10 protein-coding genes and 1 pseudogene are annotated in these 19,788 nt (G+C 73.7%); 4 read left to right on the top strand and 7 right to left on the bottom strand.

Annotation, left to right across the window (positions count from 1 at the left end):
• The first annotated feature begins 23 nt into the window (after positions 1-23).
• Complete coding sequence (locus ABIQ69_RS06300) at positions 24-1,403, top strand: glycoside hydrolase family 18 protein (protein ID WP_350349522.1); 1,380 nt, start codon at positions 24-26, stop codon at positions 1,401-1,403.
• Positions 1,404-1,491: 88 nt separating this feature from the next.
• Here ABIQ69_RS06300 and ABIQ69_RS06295 read toward each other — a convergent pair whose 3' ends face one another.
• The 3 genes from ABIQ69_RS06295 to ABIQ69_RS06285 form a co-directional block, all read right to left on the bottom strand.
• A complete protein-coding gene (locus tag ABIQ69_RS06295) occupies positions 1,492-2,421 on the bottom strand; it encodes a methyltransferase domain-containing protein (RefSeq protein ID WP_350349521.1) in 930 nt (309 codons plus the stop codon).
• Positions 2,421-5,387: a UPF0182 family protein gene (locus ABIQ69_RS06290; protein WP_350349520.1), complete on the bottom strand. Its 2,967-nt coding sequence runs from the start codon at positions 5,385-5,387 to the stop codon at positions 2,421-2,423. Before ABIQ69_RS06290 ends, ABIQ69_RS06295 begins: the two co-directional genes overlap by 1 nt.
• Before the next feature lie 63 nt (positions 5,388-5,450).
• Positions 5,451-6,590: a PDZ domain-containing protein gene (locus ABIQ69_RS06285; RefSeq protein ID WP_350349519.1), complete on the bottom strand. Its 1,140-nt coding sequence runs from the start codon at positions 6,588-6,590 to the stop codon at positions 5,451-5,453.
• 163 nt (positions 6,591-6,753) lie between these two features.
• Here ABIQ69_RS06285 and ABIQ69_RS06280 point away from each other — a divergent pair, with 163 nt between their 5' ends.
• Together ABIQ69_RS06280 and ABIQ69_RS06275 are read left to right on the top strand one after the other, a co-directional pair.
• Positions 6,754-8,124, top strand: a complete 1,371-nt coding sequence (locus ABIQ69_RS06280) for a zinc-dependent metalloprotease (protein ID WP_350349971.1) — start codon at positions 6,754-6,756, stop codon at positions 8,122-8,124.
• Positions 8,125-8,237: 113 nt separating this feature from the next.
• Positions 8,238-9,029 (top strand): annotated as a pseudogene (locus ABIQ69_RS06275) (hypothetical protein); the annotation flags it as partial.
• On the opposite strand, the gene ABIQ69_RS06270 reads toward ABIQ69_RS06275, so the two are convergent.
• The gene (locus tag ABIQ69_RS06270) at positions 9,013-10,791 is read right to left on the bottom strand and encodes an ATP-dependent helicase (protein ID WP_350349518.1); all 1,779 of its coding nucleotides are present in this window, start codon (positions 10,789-10,791) and stop codon (positions 9,013-9,015) included. The pseudogene ABIQ69_RS06275 and the gene ABIQ69_RS06270 overlap by 17 nt on opposite strands.
• Positions 10,788-11,729 (bottom strand): NAD(+) diphosphatase, encoded by a 942-nt coding sequence (gene nudC, locus ABIQ69_RS06265; protein ID WP_350349517.1) that lies wholly within the window; start codon positions 11,727-11,729, stop codon positions 10,788-10,790. Before nudC ends, ABIQ69_RS06270 begins: the two co-directional genes overlap by 4 nt.
• Positions 11,730-11,852: 123 nt before the next feature.
• Here nudC and ABIQ69_RS06260 point away from each other — a divergent pair, with 123 nt between their 5' ends.
• Entirely contained in the window at positions 11,853-13,160 is a 1,308-nt protein-coding gene (locus ABIQ69_RS06260) for a phosphotransferase (RefSeq protein WP_350349516.1), read from the top strand.
• A gap of 40 nt (positions 13,161-13,200) precedes the next feature.
• Here ABIQ69_RS06260 and ABIQ69_RS06255 read toward each other — a convergent pair whose 3' ends face one another.
• Together ABIQ69_RS06255 and ABIQ69_RS06250 are read right to left on the bottom strand one after the other, a co-directional pair.
• Positions 13,201-16,566 carry an ATP-dependent DNA helicase gene (locus tag ABIQ69_RS06255; RefSeq protein WP_350349515.1) on the bottom strand — a complete coding sequence of 1,122 codons (3,366 nt, stop codon included), beginning with the start codon at positions 16,564-16,566 and terminating at the stop codon, positions 13,201-13,203.
• Positions 16,563-19,766, bottom strand: a complete 3,204-nt coding sequence (locus tag ABIQ69_RS06250; RefSeq protein ID WP_350349514.1) for a PD-(D/E)XK nuclease family protein — start codon at positions 19,764-19,766, stop codon at positions 16,563-16,565. Before ABIQ69_RS06250 ends, ABIQ69_RS06255 begins: the two co-directional genes overlap by 4 nt.
• Positions 19,767-19,788: the final 22 nt, after the last annotated feature.

The raw sequence follows: 19,788 nt of genomic DNA, 5'->3' as shown, positions 1-19,788 counted from the left end.
GGGCCCGATCGATGAGGATCCAGATGAGGTTCAGACACGTGCTCCGAGGGGCATCCCTCGCCGTCGCGACGGCGGCCATCGCGAGCGTCTCGCTCGCCGCACCGGCCATCGCGGCACCCGGCTCCCCCGGCGAAGCTGCCGTCGCGGCGGGCAAGAAGCCCGCGCCCGTCGCGGGACCGAGCGACATCAACGGCTACCGCGCCGTCGGCTACCTCATGGCCGACTCCCCGGTCACGCGCGACTACCAGGTCGCCGACCTCCTGCGCACCGGCGCGCTCGACGACCTCACGCACCTGAACTACGCCTTCGGCAACGTGACGGCCGACCTCACCTGCGACATCACCACCCAGCCCGGCGAGGGCGACGCGTTCAACGACTACCTGCGGCTCGTCTCGAAGCAGGACTCCGTCGACGGCAAGCACGACAAGCCGAAGGACCGGCTGTCGGGCAACTTCAACCAGCTGCGGAAGCTGAAGGAGGTCAGCCCCGACACGAAGATCCTCATCTCGCTCGGCGGCTGGACCTGGTCCGACCACTTCTCCGAGGCCACGGCGACGCCCGAACGCCGCGCCGCGCTCGTCGAGAGCTGCATCGACCTCTACCTCCGCGGCAACCTGCCGGTGATCGACGGCAAGGGCGGCCAGGGCGCCGCAGCCGGCATCTTCGACGGCATCGACGTCGACTGGGAGTGGCCGGTGCGCGGCGGCGAGACCCCGAATGCCTCCCCCGACGACGCCGAGCGTTTCCTCGCGCTCATGGAGGAGTTCCGCGCCCAGCTCGACGCGCTCGGCGCCGAGACGGGCGAGGACTACCTGCTCACCGCGTTCGCGCCGGCGGGCGGGTGGAACCGCGATGCGGGCGGATGGCTCGACCCGCGCCTGTTCGCCGCCGTCGACTTCCTCAACGTGCAGGGCTACGACTACCACGGCGGCTGGGTGCCGAACCTGACCGGCCACCAGGGCAACCTCCACCCCGACGGCACGCAGAACTGGGGACTCGCGCTCGACAACTCCGTGGAGGCGTTCCTCGCCGCCGGGGCACGCCCCGAGCAGCTGAACGCCGGACTCGCCGCGTACGGCCAGGGCTGGACGGGTGTCGAGAACGGCGCCGAGGCGTGGCAGCCCGCGACCGCCTCGATCGGCACGAAGCCGTACTTCCAGCTCCGCGACGTCGGTGAGGAGTTCTTCGACGCCGAGGTCGGAGCCGCCTGGCGCTACGACGCCGCCACCGGCGAATGGTGGAGCCTCGATACGCCGGCATCGGTGGAGGCGAAGGCCGAGTGGGTCGCGAGCGAGGGCTACGGCGGCGCCATGTGGTGGGATGTCTCGGGCGACTGGCGCAACGAACTGGGCGACACCCTGGGCGACACGCTTCGCGGCGCCGCGCCCGGCCCGCTCGACTGAGGACGGAGCGGCCGGTCGCCGCACGGCGGCCGGTCGCCGCACGGCGACCGGCCGTCGCGCGCGGTGCCGGACGAGACGGCGCGGCGGGCTACGCGTCCCGCCGGGCCGTCTCCGGCCGGTGCACTGCCACGATCTCCGCCGCGAGCGGGATCCACCGGCGATCGGGCCAGCCGAACATGCCCTCGCCGAGCGGCACCGTCTGCGGGAAGATCCGCCACGGCAGCCGGTAGTGCTCCTCGAACTCCTCGATCACGAGCCCGGCGTCGCGGAGCGCCCCCATGGTCTGGCTGAGCGGATGCGCCCACTCCCACGTGCGCGCGTGCTGGAGGACCGCGTCAGGGTCGGCGTAGTCGGCGGGATCCTCGAGGATGTCGGCGCCGATCTCCCCGTACGGGTACTTCACCACCGGCAGCGATGCGGCCGGTTCATCCGCCGGCACATCGGAGGCCGGCGCGCCCGCCTCCGAATCGGGCTCGTCCGCGTAGTCGAACATCCACGCCGTCGGGTGCGCGTCGGCGAAATAGAGCCGCCCGCCCGGCTTCAGGAACCAGGCGACGATCTTCGCCCACTCCGCGACATCCGGCAGCCACGTGATGGTGCCCCAGGTGACGAACACGAGGTCGAACGACTCGGGCTCAGGCAGCAGCCGGCGGGCGTCGTAGACGTTGCCCTCGATGAACCGCGCCCGCCGGCTGAGACCGAGCTCGTCGGCCATGCGCCTGGCCTCCTCGATCGCCGGCACCGAGAAGTCGAGGCCGATGACCTCCGCGCCCAGGTTCGCGAGCGAGAGCGTGTCCGAGCCGAAGTGGCACTGCAGATGCAGCACCCGCACGGCGTCGAGGCCCTCTGGGAAGAGGCGGGCGACGCCGGCCGCGGCGATCGGATCGAGCTGGCTGCCGCCGGCGCGCAGCGTCGACCGGTCGTAGAACTCCGAGCCGACGTGCACCGGCACGCGTTCGTCCCAGTTGGCCCGATTGTCATCGAGCCACTCACCGCTGCGTACGTCGACGTCGGCCATCAGCCGGCGCTCGGCGCCTCGGTGGACGGCGTCTGGGTCGACGGCGTGCCCGTGCTCGCCCCGTCCTCACCGGCGAGCGCGACGAGCTCCGAGACGATCTCGGCGAGCTCCGCGTCGGCCTCGCCGTACGCCGTCCAGTCGCCGGCCTGCAGCGCGGCCTGCTTGTTCTCGAGCGCCTGCTGGGCCCGGTTCAGCAGCGTCTGCAGCTCGCTGTTCTCGGTGGGCTGCTCGGTCTCGCCCTCACCCTCGCCGGTGCCGCCGTCCGGTGCAGGGGTCTCGGTGCCCGGCTCGACCTCCTGGTCGCCGGCCGCAGCTCCCGAGTCGCCGCCGAACAGCACGTCGAGCGCCTGGTCGAGCGTGTCCTGGAAGGCGATCTGATCGCCGAAGGCGACGAGCACCTTCTGCAGCAGCGGATACGCGGTGCCGCCCGAGGACTGCACGTACACGGGCTGCACGTAGAGCAGGCCGCCGCCGACGGGCAACGTCAGCAGGTTGCCGTTCGTCACGGTCGACTGGCCCTGCTGCAGGATGTTCAGCTCGCGTCCGACGGTCGGGTCGGAGTCGAACGTGTTCTGCACCTGACCGGGACCCGGGACGTTGTCGTCCTCCGGCAGGGCGAGCATGCGCAGCTTGCCGTAGCCGTCGGAACGGACGCCCGCCTCCGAACCGGCATCGGAGTCCACCGCCAGGTACCCGCGCAGCACGTTGCGGCTCTGGGCGCCGCGAGCCTCGGGGATGAACGTGGAGTACAGCGAGTAGCTCGGCGCCTCCTGGCCCGGCATCTGCATGGTCAGGTAGTACGGCGGCTGCAGCAGCGCGCTGCTCTCGGGCGCCGTCGGGTCCTTCGGCGTCGTCCACGCGTCCTCGCGCGAGTAGAAGGCGCCCGCCTGGTCGACGTGGTAGCGCCCGAGCACCGCGCGCTGCACCTTGAACAGGTCGGCCGGGTAACGCACGTGGCTCATCAGCTCGCCCGACATCTCGCTCATCGGCTTCAGAGTCGACGGGAAGACCTTCTGCCAGGTCTCGAGGATCGGGTCCTGCTCATCCCACGCGTACAGCGTGACCGAGCCGTCGTAGGCGTCGACCGTGGCCTTCACCGAGTTGCGGATGTAGTTCACCTCGTCGAACGCGAGCGTCGGGGTCGGCAGGTCGCTGTCGGCGATCGCCTCGCTCATGCTCACCTTGTCGGAGTACGGGTACTGGTCGGACAGGGTGTACCCGTCGACGATCCAGACGATCCGTCCGTCGACGACCGAGGGATACGTGTCGGAGTCGAGGGTGAGGTACGGCGCGACCTTGCGCACCCGGTCGAGCGGGTTGCGGTCGTACAGGATCTGCGAATCGGTCGTCACCGCGTCGGAGAGGAAGATCTGCTCGGACTGGAACTTCAGCGCGTAGATCAGCTTCGTGAACGCGTTGTCGAGCTTCGGCCCGCCGTCGCCCTCGAACGTGGTCTGCGTCTGGTCGGCGCCGTCGGAGCCGCCCGGGTAGTCGAGCTCGACCGGGTCGGCGCCCTCGGGCGCGCCCACGATCGAGTAATCGGGCGAGCTCTCGCCGAAGTAGACCCGCGGCTGGAAGTCGCCGAGCGCACCCGTCGACGGGATGCCCGACTGCAGGAACACCGGCTGTCCGTCGGCCGAGCGCTGGTTGCCCGCCGCGGCGACGAGACCGTAGCCGTGCGTATAGACGATGTGCGAGTTGTACCAGGTGTTCGCGTCGCCGAGGCCCTCGAGCGCGACGTCGCGGATGGCGACGATGGTGTCCTGCGTGCTGCCGTCCTCCAGCTCGTACCGGTCGACGTCGAGGTCGCTCGGGAACTGGTAGTACTGCCGGAACTGCTGCAGCTGGTTGAACGCCGGGCTGATGATCGCCGGGTCCATGAGGCGGATCGAGGCCGTCGTCTCCGCGTCGGAGCGGAGCGCGCCGGGCTCGGCGTCTGTCTTCGCCTCGTACGGGATCTCCTCGATGTCCGCGACGCCGTACGCGTCGCGGGTGAGGTCGATGTTGCGCTGGATGTAGGGCTCCTCGAGCGCACGCTCGCTCGGGTCGACCTGGAAGCGCTGCACGACCCACGGGTACAGCGAGCCGATGATGAGGCTCGAGACGATGAGGAGCGCGGTGCCGACGAGCGGCAGCCGCCAGCGGCCGATCACGGCGGTGACGAAGAACAGGATCGCGACGCCGACGGCGATGGCGGCGAGGATGCCCCGCCCCGGGATGACGGCGTTCACGTCGGTGTAGGCCGCACCGGTGATGAGCGAGCCCTGCTCGGTGACGGTGGCGTACTGGTCGAACCAGATGCTGACGGCCTGCAGCAGCAGGTACAGCCCCGCGGTCACCGCGATCTGGATGCGCGCGGACTTGGAGATGACGACCTCGCGGCCGGAGATCCGGATGGCGCCGTAGAGGTAGTTCGTCGCCACGACGAGGATCGCCGAGAGCAGCACCACGGCGGAGGCGAAGCCCACGACCGACCGGTAGAACGGCAGCTCGAAGACGTAGAACCCGATGTCGAAGCCGAACTGGGGGTCGGTCTCGCCGAACGGCGTGCGGTTCAGCCAGGTGAGGGTGAGCTCCCACCGCGTCGACGTCGCGACGCCGGCGAAGATGCCGAGGATCGCCGGGATGCCGTACATCGCGAGGCGGCGGAGCGGCTCGAACACCTCCTGATAGCGGTCGAGCTGGCTGTTCAGCTTCGCGTACACCGGCCTCGTGCGGTACGCGATCTGGATCGACGCCCAGATCGGAACCGCCATCGCGAGGAACCCGATGACGAAGAGCACGACGCGCGAGACCCACTCGGTAGTGAGCACCCCGAGGTAGCCGAGCTGGTCGTACCAGAGCACGTCGGCGTACAACCCCGCGAAGACGAAGAAGGCGATCACGAGCACGGCGACGACGCCGATCGTGATGGCGATGGGCGCGCGACGGCGCGAAGTCCTCGGTTCGTGCGTCTGTGCTGACACTCTCGGCCTCATGTTCGGTCGGAACGGGATCGAGCATCCATCCTAGGCGTGCCCGGCTTGGAATCAGCTGGCGGGGGCCTCGCACCCGGGGAAGCCCGAGAGGTCCTCGCCTTCGCCGACGGCCTCGACGATCTCTCGAGCCTGATCGAGCGTCTCGACCGAGAACACGCGCATGCCGTCGGGGACATGTCCGACGACCTCGCCGCAGTTCGCGACCGGCGAGAGGAACCAGTCGGCGCCCTCGCGCTCGGCGCCCCAGAGCTTCTGACGGATGCCCCCGATCGGCCCCACCGCGCCGGAGGAGTCGATCGTTCCGGTGCCGGCGAAGACCTCGCCGCCGGTCAGCTCGCCCGGCGTGAGCTTGTCGACGATGCCGAGGGCGAACATCATGCCGGCGCTCGGGCCGCCGACCTTGTCGAGCTGGATCTCGACGTCGATCGGGAACTCGTACGCCATGCGCACGCCGATGCCGAGCACGGTGACGCCGTCGCGCTCGACCGGGACGACCTCGAGCGCGAGCTCCTCGCCGTCGCGGAGGACCGTGAGGCTCGCCGGGGCATCCGTTCCGTGCTCCGAGACGGCCGTGCGCAGCTCGTCGACCGAGTGCACCTCGCGACCGTCGACGGTCTCGACGACATCGCCCTCCTCGAGCACGCCCGCCGCCGGCGAGTCGTCGATGACGCTCGCGACCGTCACCTCGCGCGGGAAGTCGTACCCGAGCTCGACGAGGGCGGCCGCGATCGCGTCCTGCTGCGAGTCGACCATGGCCGCCTCGTTGCGCGCCTCGCGGTCCTCCTGGGTGATGCCGGGCGGGAAGACCTCCTCCTGCGGGATCGCGGCACGGGTCGGGTCGAACCAGGTGCCGAGGACGTCGAGCCAGCTGGGCGTCGCGCCCGGACGGCCGACGACGCTGACGGTCAGCAGGTTCAGCTCTCCCCCGGTCGGATACGTGGTCTCATCGGGGATCTCGATCAGCGGCACCTGCTCGCCGTCGTGGTCGGCGGTGCCGAGGGTGTCGTAGACCGGCCCGGGCTGCTGGATCACGTAGGGCGAGGGCAGGAAGGCGAAGACGACCGCGATGACGACCGCGATGCCGATTGCCCACCAGCCGGCGCGCTCGCGGAGGGGCCGCCGCAGCGGCGCGGGCTCGGTCCGCGAACGCGGGTCCTCCGAGCGGAGGGCCTCGTCGTCGAAGATGCTCAACCGTCATCCTTCCGGCGGTGATCGAACGGGCTCCGGCGCTGTTCGCGAAGGGCGGACACCCGAAGAGCCAGCCTAGGCCATTTCCCAGGGTCGGGCCGGGAGCGCGGCGCTAGCGTGGAAGGAACGCGATTGGGAGGTGGCTGCCGTGGCCGACCGCGACGACATGGGCGACGACAGGGGCGACCGGAACCCCGAGGAGGAGTTCCGCGAGATGCTCCGCGAGCTGCTGTCGGGCGGTGGCGGCATCGACCCGTCTCGCCTGGCCGGCGCCGCAGGGCTGCCGAGCGACCCGGCGAGCCTGCAGGCGATCTTCGCCCAGCTCCAGCAGGCGATGGCGAGTGCCGGCGACGGCATCGACTGGTCCATCGCGCTGCGCCAGGGCGAGCAGCGCGCCTCCGCGGAGCAGCGCCAGATCGCCGACGACGAGCGCGCTCGGCTCGACCAGGCGTTCCAGGTCGCCTCCCTCTGGCTCGACGAGGCGGTCGACGTCTCGGCGCTGCCGAGCGGCCCCGAGCTGCTCACCCGGCGGGCCTGGGTCGCCGCGACCATGCCCGTCTGGACCCAGCTCGCCGAGCCGGTGGCGCTGAGCATCGCCGACTCGCTCACCCGCGTGATGGCCGAACAGGCGCCCGAAGAGATGCGCGGCATGATCCAGGGTGCGAGCCGGATGCTCCGGGGCGTCGGCGGCACCCTGTTCGCGATGCAGCTCGGGCAGGTCGTCGGCGAGCTCGCCACGGAGGTGGTCTCGGGCGGCGACATCGGCATCCCGCTCATCGAAGACGGCCGCGCCGCGTTCCTGCCGCAGAATGTGGCCGAGTTCGGCCGCGACCTCGAGATCCCGGCCGACCAGGTCGAGCTCTACCTCGCCGTGCGCGAGCTCGCGCACGCGCGGCTGTTCCGGCACGCCCGCTGGCTGCGCCTGCACCTCATCACGGCGATCACGACCTTCGCGCGCGGCATCGACATCGACACCGACCGGCTCGAGCGGCTCGCCGAGGGCTTCGACCCGAGCGACACCGACGAACTGCGGCAGGCGGTCGTGAACGGCGAGCTCATCCGGCCGCGCAGCGAGGGGCAGCAGGCCGCGCTCGACCGGCTCGAGACCATGCTCGCGCTCGTCGAGGGCTGGGTCGACGTCGCCACGGCCGATGCCACGAGCCGCCTGCCGAAGGCGGCCCAGGTGGCCGAGACCATCCGACGCCGCCGTGCGTCGGGCGGCCCGGCCGAGTCGGCGCTCGCGACCCTCGTGGGCCTCGAGCTCCGCCCGCGCCGGCTCCGCGACGCGGCCGCGATGTGGCGACGGGTCACCGAGGCCGTCGGCGTCGAGGCGCGCGACGCACTCTGGGCGCACCCCGACCTCTTGCCGACGGCGGCCGACCTCGACGACCCCGCCGCTCTCGTCGCGCGCCTCACCGGGGCCGACACCTCGGGCGCGGAGGCCGATGACGAGTTCGATCAGGCGCTCGAGCAGCTGCTCCGCGGGGAGACGCCGACCGCTCCCGGCGAGGACGGCGAGGAGCCGCCGGCTCGCTGAACGGGTCACGCCGGGCCTCACCCCGACGCGACACCGGCTCGGCTCGGCCGGACCCGGGCGCGCCCTGTGGATGATCGGCCCGGGCCGAGCGGCGGGTCGGGCATGCTCGGCGCATGCCGCCGCAGATCGATCCCCGCCTCGCCGTCGTGTGGCGCTCGCCGCACGAGCTCCAGCTCGGCGCACCCCGCGCGCGAGCCGTGCTGCAGCACCCGTCCAGCGCCGAGCTCGATCTCGTCCGGCTGCTCCGGCGCGGGGTGAGCGAGTCGACCCTCGCCGCGGTCGCGACCGGCCTCGAGGCTCCGCCCGCAACGGTGGCCGCCCTGCTCGACACCCTCGCACCGGCGCTCTGCGCCGATGACGACGGCGCGCCCGGGCCGGAGGCCGCCTCACGCACCCGCTCCCCGGGCATCCCGGCGGTCGTGGCGGTCGACGGCGCCGGGCGTACCGCGCTGACGATCGGACACGCGCTCGCGCTCCTCGGGCACCGGGTCGTCGGGCCGGGCGCCGGGCAGGCCGCTCCCGACGGGGCCCCCGACCACGATCCGGCGAGCGGAGCCGCGGTCGTCGTGCTCGTCGCCGAGCGGGTCATCCCGCCGATGCGTCACCTGCCGCTGCTGCGGCGCGACGTCCCCCATCTTCCCGTGCTCTTCACCGACGACGGCGCCGTGGTGGGGCCCCTCGTCGTGCCGGGTGAGACGGCGTGCCTGCGCTGCCTCGACCTCGAGCGACGCGACGCGGATGCCGCGTGGCCCGCGATCGCCGCCCAGCTCGTCGATCAGCCGCCGGCGCCGCGGTCGGCGCGCATCGAGCTCGAGGCGGCCGTCGCTGCCGCACGTGCGGTCGACGACCTGCTGAGCGGACGACCCGGCGACGCGGGAACCTCCCGGCTCATCCCGTCCGACGGGGCCGCGCCGCAGGTGCTCCGTCACGAGTCGCATCCGGAGTGCGGATGCCGAGTTCCCGGAGGAACCGCGACGGCTCCCGTTCCCCTCGGGAGCCACCGGCCTGCCGGGCCCAGCTCAGCTCGAGCCGGCGCCGTGCCCGCGTGATGCCGACGTACATGAGTCGGCGCTCCTCGTCGACGGCCTCGAGCCCCTTGGCGTAGGCGATCGGCAGCAGCCCCTCCGAGAGGCCGACGAGGTGGACCTCGGGCCACTCGAGGCCCTTCGCGGAGTGCAGCGTCGCGACCGTGACGGCTTCCAGGGTCGGCTCGTGGTGGCTCTCGGCCCGGGCCCGGAGCTGGTCGGTGAACGCGCGGAACGTCGTACCGGGCGGCACATCGTCGACCAGCCGGGCGATCGCGTTCAGGGACTCCCAGCGGGCCCGCACCGCGCCCGGCCCTGCGGGCGGCTGCGCCGACCACCCGAGTCCGCGCAGCACGTCGCTGACCGACTTGAAGAGCGGTTCCTCGGCCGGCACGAGCGCCTGCGCGCGCAGGTGGTGCACGGCCTCCTTCACCTCGGGCCGGTCGAAGAAGCGTTGCGCACCGCGCACGCGCACCGGCACGCCGGCCTCTTCGAGCGCCTGCTCGTAGAGTGCGGACTGGCTGTTCACGCGGATGAGGACCGCGATCTCCTCGGGCTTCGCCCCGGCCCGGAGCCGCTCGCGGATTCGCGCCGCGACGCCGCGGGCCTCGGTGAGATCGTCGGGGTACTCGCGGAGCTCGGGCTCGGCGACGCTCCGCGCCGCGGTCGGGCCTGGCTCAGGAGCATCCGCGGCCGCCACGGCCGCACGCAGCCGTAGCGCTCCCGCGCGGCCCCGCATCAGCCGGTTCGCGGTCTCCACGATCGGCGGCTCCGAGCGGTAGTTGCGCTCGAGCCGCACGATCGTGGCATCCGGGTAGGTGCGTTCGAAGCCGAGGAGGTACTCGCTCGTCGCCCCGGCGAACGAGTAGATCGTCTGGCTCGCGTCGCCGACGACGCAGAGGTCGCGACGATCGCCGAGCCACAGCTCGAGCAGCCGCTGCTGCGCCGGCGAGACGTCCTGGTACTCGTCGACGACGAAGTGCCGGTACTGCTCGCGCACCTGCATGGCGACCGCCGGCTCGGTCTCGATCATGCCCGCCGTCACGAGCAGCACGTCTTCGAAGTCGAGCATGCGGCGCTCGTCTTTCAGCTGCTCGTACGCCGCGACGATCGCGAGATGCTGTTCGGCCGACAGCTGCCCGGGGATGCCCCGCGACGGCAGCCGCTGCTCGTATTCGGCGGGGCTCAGCAGCTGCACCTTGCGCCACTCGATCTCCGCCGCGACATCCCGCAGCGTCGCCGTGTCGACCCGCACCTTCGCCCGCTCGGCTGCCTGCCCCAGCAGCCGGCCCTTGAAGTCGAGCACGCGCGGCGCCGGGCCGCCGACGACGAGGGGCCAGAAGTGGCCGAGCTGCGCGAGAGCGGCCGCGTGGAACGTGCGCGCCTGGACCTGGCCGGCACCGAGCGTGTGCAGCCGGCCGCGGAGCTCCGCGGCCGCGCGGGCCGTGAAGGTGAGGGCCATGATCCGCTTCGGGTCGTACGCCCCGGATGCGACCCCGTACGCGATGCGGTGGGTGATCGCCCGGGTCTTCCCGGTGCCGGCGCCGGCCAGCACGCACACCGGCCGGAGCAACGCTTCGGCCGCGACGCGCTGCTCGTCGTCGAGGCCGGCGAGCAACGGGTCGGCGTCGGCGGGGGTCATCCGGTCGTCCACGGGGTCTGGGAGTCGATCGGTCCGCCGTACCACTGCTCCAGCAGCCAGCGCGCGATCGAGGCCGGGCCTGGCAGCACGAGGTCGTCGGTCGCGGCCGCGAGGTCGTCGCGACCGAACCAGCGCAGCTCGAGGATCTCCTCGCCGTCGGGTCGGGCCTCGCCGGCGTGCGCGCCGGCCGCCACGCGGGCGGTGAAGCCCAGCATGATGCTCGCCGGGAAGGGCCAGGGCTGGCTCGCCCGGTACTCCACCCGGTCGACCGCGATACCGGCCTCCTCGCCGATCTCGCGGACCACCGCCGCCTCGAGCGACTCGCCCGGCTCGACGAAGCCGGCGAGCAGCGAGAACCGGCCGGGCTCCCACAGCGCGTTCGAACCGAGCAGCACCCGATCGTCGTCGTCGGTCACCAGCACGATGACCGCTGGGTCGGTCCGCGGGAAGTGCAGACTGTCGTCGACCTCGCACCGCCGCGCCCAGCCGGCCTGCACCGGGTGGGTCGCGCCGCCGCAGCGCGGGCAGCGCGGATGCCGCTCGTGCCAGTTCGCGAGCGCGACGGCCTCGGTCGCGAGGCTCGCGTCGGCGTCGTCGAGCACGGGTGCGAGGGCCCGCAGGCTCTGCCACCGAGCCGCTTCGGGCTCGACCGCCTCGGCACCCGCCTCGTCGAACACGCGCACCTCGACCGGTGCGCCGGCCGGGACGGTACGGCCGAGGTAGACGCGGAGCATCGGCTCGGGCGCGGTCGAGGGATGCCGCTGATCCAGAGCGACCGGCGACCCCTCCACCTGCTGGGCGACGAGCAGGCGGCCGGCGTGCACCGAGACGATGCGCGCGCGCGGGTCGGCGTCGAAGCGCTCGGCGAGATCGCCGTCGGCACGAGCCTCGCCGTCGCGATCGATCAGGGTGCGAGCGAGCGGCGGCACGGCGTGCATGCAACATCCACCTCTCGACGCGGCTCTGACGGAGTCGGCGGGAAGGCGTGGCGGTCGCCGCTCGGGCGAGGATGCCTGCTTAAGCTGTGTGCCATGGCCAGACCCCCTCTCACTCTAGCCGCGTTGGCCACGGCGGCGGTGCCCGGACTGGAGGTGCGGGCCGCGGCCCCGCACACCCGCGGGGCGCAGGGCGGGTTCGACGCCGTACTGCTCCGCGACGCCGACGGGCGCCACCTCGTGATCCGCGTGCCGCGCTCGCAGGCGGCCGAGACGGAGCAATCCGCCGACCTCGTCGCGCTGCGCGCGCTGACCCCCGGCATCCGGTCGCGGCTGCCCTTCGACGTGCCCGACTTCGTCGGCCAGGCGCCCATCGACGGCACCCGCGCCGTCGTCACGGAATACGTGCCGGGCGACGCCCGGAGCGCTGACGAGCTCACGGCCGAATCCCGGCTCGCCGAGTCCGTCGGCCTCGCCGTCGCCGCGATCCACGCGTTGCCGAGCGGGTTCGTGGCCGACGCCGGGCTGCCGCGCCGCTCGGCGGCCGAGTGCCGCGACGACGCGATCGCGCTGATCGGCCGCGCGGCCGACACGGGCAGACTCCCCGCGGCGCTGCTGCGCCGCTGGGAGCAGGCGGCCGACGACGCGGCGCTCTGGCGCTTCGAGCCGACCGTCGTGAACGGGTCGCTCAGCGCCGACTCCATCCTCGTGGCCGGGGAACACGTGACCGGCATCATCGGCTGGTCGCAGCTCGCGGTCGGCGACCCGGCTCAAGACCTGCACTGGTTGCTCACCTCGCGCGGCGCCGCAGCCGACCGGGCGCTCGAGGCCTACCTCGTCGCCCGTGACGGCGGCGCCGATGAGCACCTGCCCCGTCGCGCGCTGCTCCACGCCGAGCTCGAGCTCGCACGCTGGCTGTTGCACGGCGTCGACACGCACGACGACACGATCATCGCCGACGCCGTCGGCCTCCTCGACGGCCTCGTCTCGAGCGTGCACGACCAGTCGAGCGAGCCGCTCGCGGCCGAGACCGGGCCGATCCTCACCGTGGGCGACGTCGAGCGGCTGCTCGACGAGACACCGCGCGATCACGTGCCGCGCGAGGCGGGCGGCGCCCTTCTCACCGACGCCTACGACTTCTCCGACCTGCAGCGCGTCGGCGATGAGGCGCCCGTCGGCGATCTCACCGCGCCCATCCCGCTCGACCTCAGCGACTGGGGCGACGCGGCGCCGCGCGACGGCGACGCACCTCCCGGCGCGGTGACCGGGGCGGACGACCCGGCGCGCTCGGAGGACGCCGGCGGCGATGCCGACCGCGGAGACGCGGCGACGGGCGACCGCGACCGCGACGCGACCGGCGGTTCCGCGCGCCAGGGCGACGGTCGCGCCTCCGGGGAAGGCCGGGGGCCGTCGGCCGCGGCATCCGGCAGCTGAGTCCTCCGCTCGCGGCGCCTCAGCCGAGGCTCTGCGCGCCTCAGCCGACGCTCTGGGCGCTCGCGCCCGGCCCGCCCGCGGCGCCGACGGCGCGCGCGGCCGAGTCGTGGCGCATTCCGCGGTGCCGGTCTTCGGACTCGACCGTGCCGTCGGAGACCGCAGCCGCCCATGCCGCACGAAGCGCGGCCTCGTCGGAGAGCTCGCCCGGACGGATGACCCGGTCGTCCTCCACGAAGTAGAAGCACGCGTCGATCGCCTCGACTGGCAGGCCCGACCACGTCGAGTACGCGAGCCGGTACAGGGCCAGCTGCGTCTGCTTCAGTTCGAGGTCGCGGGCGTCGCGCGGAGCCTTGCCGGTCTTCCAGTCGACGACCTGGGCCCGGATGCCCGCCGCGCCCAGCTCCGAATCGGGCGCGATCTCGTACACCGCGTCGAGCTTGCAGACGAACACGTGCGCGCCGAGCGGCAGGTGCAGCTCGAGCTCGACGGCCGACGGCCGCAGCCCGCCCCACGGCGACGCCTCGAACGTCGCCTGGAGCTCCCTGAGTCGTTCGGGCGCCGGATCCGGCAGCCGCTCATCGGCGGCGCCCACCGCGTCGTCCGCCCAGGCGAGCTCATCCAGCGGCACGCCATCGAGCGCGTCGATGGACTCGGCGTCCCCCTCGCCGGTCGCCCGGTGCTCGACCCAGCGGTGGAAGAGCGTGCCGATACGGGTGGCCCGGAACGGCCGCTGCGGCATGGGCCGCCGCAACTGCTCGGCGACGGCCGCCGGATCGTCGACGTAGTCCTTGAACCTCGATGCGGGCACGCGCACGGGGATCGCCGGCGCGTCGGGACCCGCAAGCCGGCGACGGCGTTCTTCGAGCAGCAGGTCGAGCTCGGCTCGGAGCGCCGGGCCGATGCCCGCCCCCGTCGGCCGTTCGGCGGCACGCCGCACCGCATCCGCGGCGGCCTCGACCCGTGGCCGGCGCGGGCCCAGCGGGTCGAGCGGCCAGACCACCGTCGAGCTGCGCTCGGCGAGCGGGTTCTGCTCGAACGCGGATGCCGCGGGGAGCGCCTCGCCTGAGACGATGCCCGCCTGGACGAGCTCGCGCAGGTACGGGCTCGGCTGCCGAGGCGTCTTCTGCGTCGCCCACCACGAGCCGGTGAGCAGCAGCTCGTCGCGCGTGCGGGTGACCGCGACGTAGGCGAGGCGCCGCTCCTCCTCCGCGTCGCGTGCCGCGTTCTCGGCCCGGAAGGCGGTCATCGCCTCATCGAACTCGTGCTGCGACTGCGACCCCCGCCACATCAGCTCGGGCAGTTCGTCGCGGTCGCCCTTGAAGTCGTTCGGAAGCTCGCCGACCGCGAGCCATCCGGCCGTCGTCCGCGGCTTCGCCGGCAGCTCGTCGTCGACCAGCCGCGGGATCGCGACCACGTCCCACTCGAGTCCCTTCGACCCGTGGATCGTGAGGACCTGCACGGCACCGGGCTCGGGCTCGTCCTGGCGGGGCGCCAGACGGTCGCGCTGCTCGGCCTCGGTCAGCCAGCCGAGGAACGCGCCGAGCGTGGGCTGCTCCGAGACCTCGACGAAACCCGAGAGCAGATCGTCGAACGCCTCGAGGCTCGGCCGGCCGAGCGGCTGGTCGCCGTTCGCGTCGACCTCGATGTCGAGCACCAGCTCCTGCTGGACGAGCGCGACGAAGTCCACCAGGCCGAGCCCCGCGCGACGCCGGAGCGACTGCAGCTGGGCGCCCGCGCGCCGCAGGCGAGCGAGGCCGGCCGCGCTGAACCCGGCGAGCGCGCGATGCTCGTCGGGCGTCGAGGTGAGCATGTCGAGGGCGTCGACGATCGACGGCGACTCCTCGGGCGCGATCGAATCCCGGATGCCGCGGCGCACGTCGGGTTCGAGGCGCCGACTGGCCGCGTCGCGCTCGGCGAGCCAGCGCGCCAGCCCGCGGAGTGCGGCGAGATCGGCCGCCCCGATACGCCATCTGGCACCAGCGAGCAGCCGGATGAGCTCGGCTCCGGCGGTGGGGTCGTGCAGGACGCGGAGCGCGCACACGAGATCCGCGATGACGGGCTGATCGAGGAGGCCGGCGATGCCGAGGATGTGCACCGGCACGCCTCGCTCGCGGAGGGCGTGGGCGAACACGCCGACGTTCGCGAACGTCCGGCACAGCAGGGCCCCGGTGGGAGCCGCGTCGCCCCGGCCGAGCACGCGGGCGGCGAACCAGTCGGCAACGTGGGCGGCCTCCTCGTCGATGGTCTCGTGCCAGGCCACCTCCAGCCGGCCCGCCCCGGCGAACGGCGAGGCGCCGAGGGGCGCCTTGGCCACGCCCGAATCGAGCGGCGCGATGAGCGCGTTCGCCGCGTCGAGCACGATCCGCGGGTTCCGCCAGCTCGTCGACAGGTCGAACACCGAAGCGCCGGCGTCGCCGCCGAAGTCGCGGCCGAAGCGGGCCAGGTTCGCCGCGCTCGCGCCCCGCCAGCCGTAGATCGACTGGTCGGGGTCGCCGACGGCCATGACCGCGGTGCCGCCGAAGAGCACCGCGAGCAGCCGCGTCTGCACCACCGAGGTGTCTTGATACTCGTCGAGCAGCACCGAGCGGTACCGTTCGCGGTACCCCGCGACGACCTCGGGATGCCCCTCGCAGATCGTGAGCGCGAGCGCCACCTGGTCGGAGAACTCGACGTAGCCGCGCTCGCGTTTGGCCGCAGCGTAGGCGTCGGCGAGCTCGAGGAGGGGCGGCAGCGCGTCGACGACGCCGAGCGCCTTCGTGAACGACTCGAAGGGCGTGCGCTTCCGCGGCCGCCCGATGGGCAGATCGGCCATCGCGAGGAAATCGCGGGTCCACGCGCGCACGTCGCGCGCGTCGGCGACGTTCTCGGCGAGCGCGCGGCTCAGCGAGAGGACGGCCGCGGTCACCCGGTCGAGCGAGAGGTCGAGCTCGATGAGCCGAGGGTCGGACGACGAGGCGGCCACCTGGCGCGCGAGCTGCCAGGCGGATGCCTCGCCGAGCACGGCCGCGTCGGGTTCGCGGCCGATGAGCAGCGCGTGCTCGCGGTAGATCGCGCTCGCGAAGGAGTGGTAGGTGCCGACCGAGGCCGCTTCCAGCGGGTCGAGGTCGAGGTCGGCGATGCCGCCGGCGACGAGCTGCGCCACCCGCTCGCGAATGCGGTCGGCGAGCTCGCCGGCGGCCTTGCGGGTGAAGGTGAGGCCGAGTACCTCGGGCACGTCGACGTGGCCGTTGGCGAGCAGCCACACCACGCGGTTGGCCATGGTCTCGGTCTTGCCACTGCCCGCACCCGCGACGACGAGGTGACGCCCCGTCGGGTCGGCCTCGATCACGGCGCGCTGCTCGGGCGTCGGGGCGTGCAGTCCGAGCCGGTCGGCGATCTCGGCCGCGGCGATGGCGCGGGCGGTCATGCCGACACCGCCGGCACGATCTGCACGCGGTAGTGCCAGCCCGCGAAGCGCGACCGGAACGGCAGCTCGGCCGAGGTCTCGAAGCTCGAGCCCGCCATGGTGCGCGCGACCGCGTCGAGCCGGCCGCGGAACTCCGCCTCGGCCTCGTCGTCGAAGGGCTGCTGCGCGCGCTCGGTGTACGCGGCGCCACCGGCGGGCTTCGCGACGTAGACGAGCTTCGCGCCGCCGAGCCGCCCGGCGTTCGGCACCACGCCGCCCCGCGCCGCGAGCTGGTACGCCGCGAGCTGCGGATGCCCGGCGGTCTCGGGACCCGTCGGCGGCCGCGAACCGGTCTTCAGGTCGACGATGACGGTCGTGCCGTCGGGCGAGGCCTCGACGCGGTCGATGGTGCCGGTGAGCCGCGCACGTCCGGCGACGAGGGTGAACCGGCCCTCGGCGCCGAGCAGGACCTTGCCGTCGTCGGCGAAGGCGGCGAGGTATCCGGCAGCGCCCTCGGTCATCCGCCGCGCGCCGCGCCGCTCGCGCTCGGCGACCCATCCGGCCTCGAACCGCAGGGTCTCGAGCCTCGCCTCGACGTCGGCCCAGAGCGTCTCGACGCCGATGTCGCCGTCGGTGCGCGCGCCCGCGGCTTCGACGACGGCGTGCACGATCGTGCCGATCGAGGCGGCGAGGCCCGAGGGCGGCGAGGCGATGTGGTCGACGAACCAGCCGAGCGGCGACTCCTCGGCCCGGTCGATCTGCGAGGGCGACACGTCGACCACGGCCTCGGGGTCGTGGTCGAGGTCGACGAGCGGCACCGTGGTCGACGGCTCGCGGAGGCCGTACCACTCGTCGGGATGCGCACCGGGGACGCCGGCTTCGGCCAGCAGCGCGAGCGCGGCCGCCGCTTCGCCGGACCCCGCATCGACGGCCTCGCGCCGGAGCGCTCCGACGAGGCCGCGCAGGTGCAGCGGCCGCCGCCGCGAGGGCCGGATGCGCTGCGGGGCGTATCCCATGAGCACCGACGGCTGCTCGTCGTCGTTCGCCGTGCAGGCGAGCACCAGCTGGCGCCTGGCTCGCGAGATCGCGAGCGCGAACAGGCGCAGTTCGTCGCTCCGGACCGAGGCACGCGCCTCGGCGGCCGTGTCGGGGGTTGGCATCGGCTCGCCGGAACGCCAGGCGGCGATGGCGCGCGGCAGCAGCGCCGCGTGCAGCAGCGTGCCGCGCGGCCGCAGGTTCGGCCAGACGCCCTCCTGCAGGCCCGCGACGACCACGACGTCGAACTCCCGCCCGACGAGGGCCGAGGGCGTGCCGACGAAGACCGTCTCGGCGGTGCGCTGCGGTGCGAGCGAGTCTTCGGGCAGTTCGCTCGCGAGCACCTCGTCGACGAACCGAGCGGGCGGCGCGCCCGGCGAGCGCTCCACGAACCGCTGCGCCGCGGCGAAGAGCGCGACCGCCGCGTCGAGGGATCGGTTCGCCTCCTCGGCGAGCACCCCCGTGCCGGTGGACTGCGCGCCCCACTCCGAGGCCAGCCCGCTGCCGTCCCAGAGCGCCCACAGCACCTCTTCGATGGTGCCGCCGCGGGTCGCGACGCCTCTCGCCGCGGCGAGCAGCTTCGCCAGCCGGCCCGCCCGCCGCGCGGGCGCGGCGTCGATGGTCTCGAACCCGCCGGGTGCGTCGAGCGCATCGACGAGCAGTTCGTCGGCGGTGCGGTCGCCGCCCGCGGCGAGCTCTTCGTGCCGGAGCGCCAGCCGCAGGCGGCGCAGCCCCACCGCGTCGAGGCGACCGAGCGGACCCGTGAGCAGGTCGACCGCGAGCGGCCCGGTGAGCTCGTCGCGGCCGAGGGCGAGCGATGCGGCGCGCAGCAGCGCCGCCGCGACGGGCGCGTCGCGGAGCGGCATCCGGGCGACGGCACCCGCGGTCGGCACGTCGGCGAGCGCGAGGGCGCGTTCGAACGCGGGCACGTCGCCGCCGGAGCGCAGCACGACCGCCATCGACGACCACGGGATGCCTCCGAGCAGGTGCCGCTCCCGGAGGAGCGCGGCGATCGACTGGCACTCGGCCGCGTGCGACGGCGCCTCGATGCCGAGGATGGGTGCGAGCGGGTCGTCGTCGTGGGGCTTCGCGCCGGCGACGGCGTCGCTCAGCCCGGCGGCCGCGCGGTGGCTGCCGCCGAGGGCGACGCCGATGCGGCTCGTCACCTCGGCGACGAGCGCGTGCAGCGCCGGCCGCCCGCGGTGGCGCACGCCGAGGTCGATGCGCTCGACGGCGCGTCCGCCGAGCATGGCGCCGAGCGAGCCGAGCAGCTCGGGGCGCCCGCCGCGGAAGCCGTTGCCGGCGATGTCGGGGTCGCCGAGCGCGATGACCGCGACCCCGCGCGCGGCGAATCCGGCGAGCAGCGCGGCGGTGGCCTGCGTCGCCTCCTGCGCGTCGTCGACGACGACGAGCCTGAGCTTCGCGAGGGTGCCGAGCGCCAGCTCGGCCTCGGGGTCGCCCGCCGCCGACTCGGCGAGGATCGCGGCCGCGTACGCGCCGAGCTCGGCCGAGTCGTACTGCGCGCCCCGCACGAGCTCCTTCACCTCGGCGTACTCGTCGAGGAAGTCGCCGGCCGCCACCCACTCGGGCCGCCCGGCCGCCTGCCCGAGCGTTCGGAGCGCCGGCCCGTCGGCGCCGTGCTCCACGGCCCGCATGACGAGCTCGCGGAGCTCCGAGCGGAATCCCCGCAGCCGCCGGACGTCGTCGCCGAGGGGGTCGGGCCAGGCGGGCCCGCCGCCGTCGGCGGCCGCAGCCTCGAGCAGCTCGCCGATGAGCTGGTCGTGCTCGGCGCCCGTCAGGAGCGTCACGGGGCGACCCGTGCGCGCCCGCACGAGCTGGAAGGCGATCGAGTTCGCGGTGCGCGCCATGGGGCCGCGCGTGGTGACGCCGAGACGGACGGCGATGCGGTCTCGGAGCGCGGTCGCGGTGGCCCGGCTCGCCGAGACCACGAGCACCTCGTCGACGTCGTAGCCGCGCCGCTCGACGCGGTCGGCGACGAGCTCGACGGCGAGCGAGGTCTTGCCCGAGCCGGGGGCGCCGAACACCGCGGCCGAGACGCCGTCGGGCAGCCCGAGCACGTGTGCCCGGGCCGGATCGACGTCGGCGCGGGCGAGGGCCGACGCAGGCTGCGCGGCGCGGTCGGGAGCGCCAGCGGCGAGCTCGAGCGACGGGGTGGTGCGGGGCATGCCGTCACGCTAACCCGTTCTG

It is taken from the genome of Agromyces sp. G08B096 (assembly GCF_040267705.1).
Lineage (GTDB): Bacteria > Actinomycetota > Actinomycetes > Actinomycetales > Microbacteriaceae > Agromyces.
This window is presented reverse-complemented; position numbering and strand designations above follow the sequence as displayed.

Coding starts and splice junctions, on each gene's coding strand:
- ABIQ69_RS06270 (WP_350349518.1), bottom strand. CDS start 10,791: ATGACCCCCGCCGACGCCGACCCGTTGCTCGCCGGCCTCGACGACGAG.
- ABIQ69_RS06300 (WP_350349522.1), top strand. CDS start 24: ATGAGGTTCAGACACGTGCTCCGAGGGGCATCCCTCGCCGTCGCGACG.
- nudC (WP_350349517.1), bottom strand. CDS start 11,729: ATGCACGCCGTGCCGCCGCTCGCTCGCACCCTGATCGATCGCGACGGC.
- ABIQ69_RS06250 (WP_350349514.1), bottom strand. CDS start 19,766: ATGCCCCGCACCACCCCGTCGCTCGAGCTCGCCGCTGGCGCTCCCGAC.
- ABIQ69_RS06255 (WP_350349515.1), bottom strand. CDS start 16,566: ATGACCGCCCGCGCCATCGCCGCGGCCGAGATCGCCGACCGGCTCGGA.
- ABIQ69_RS06280 (WP_350349971.1), top strand. CDS start 6,754: ATGGGCGACGACAGGGGCGACCGGAACCCCGAGGAGGAGTTCCGCGAG.
- ABIQ69_RS06295 (WP_350349521.1), bottom strand. CDS start 2,421: ATGGCCGACGTCGACGTACGCAGCGGTGAGTGGCTCGATGACAATCGG.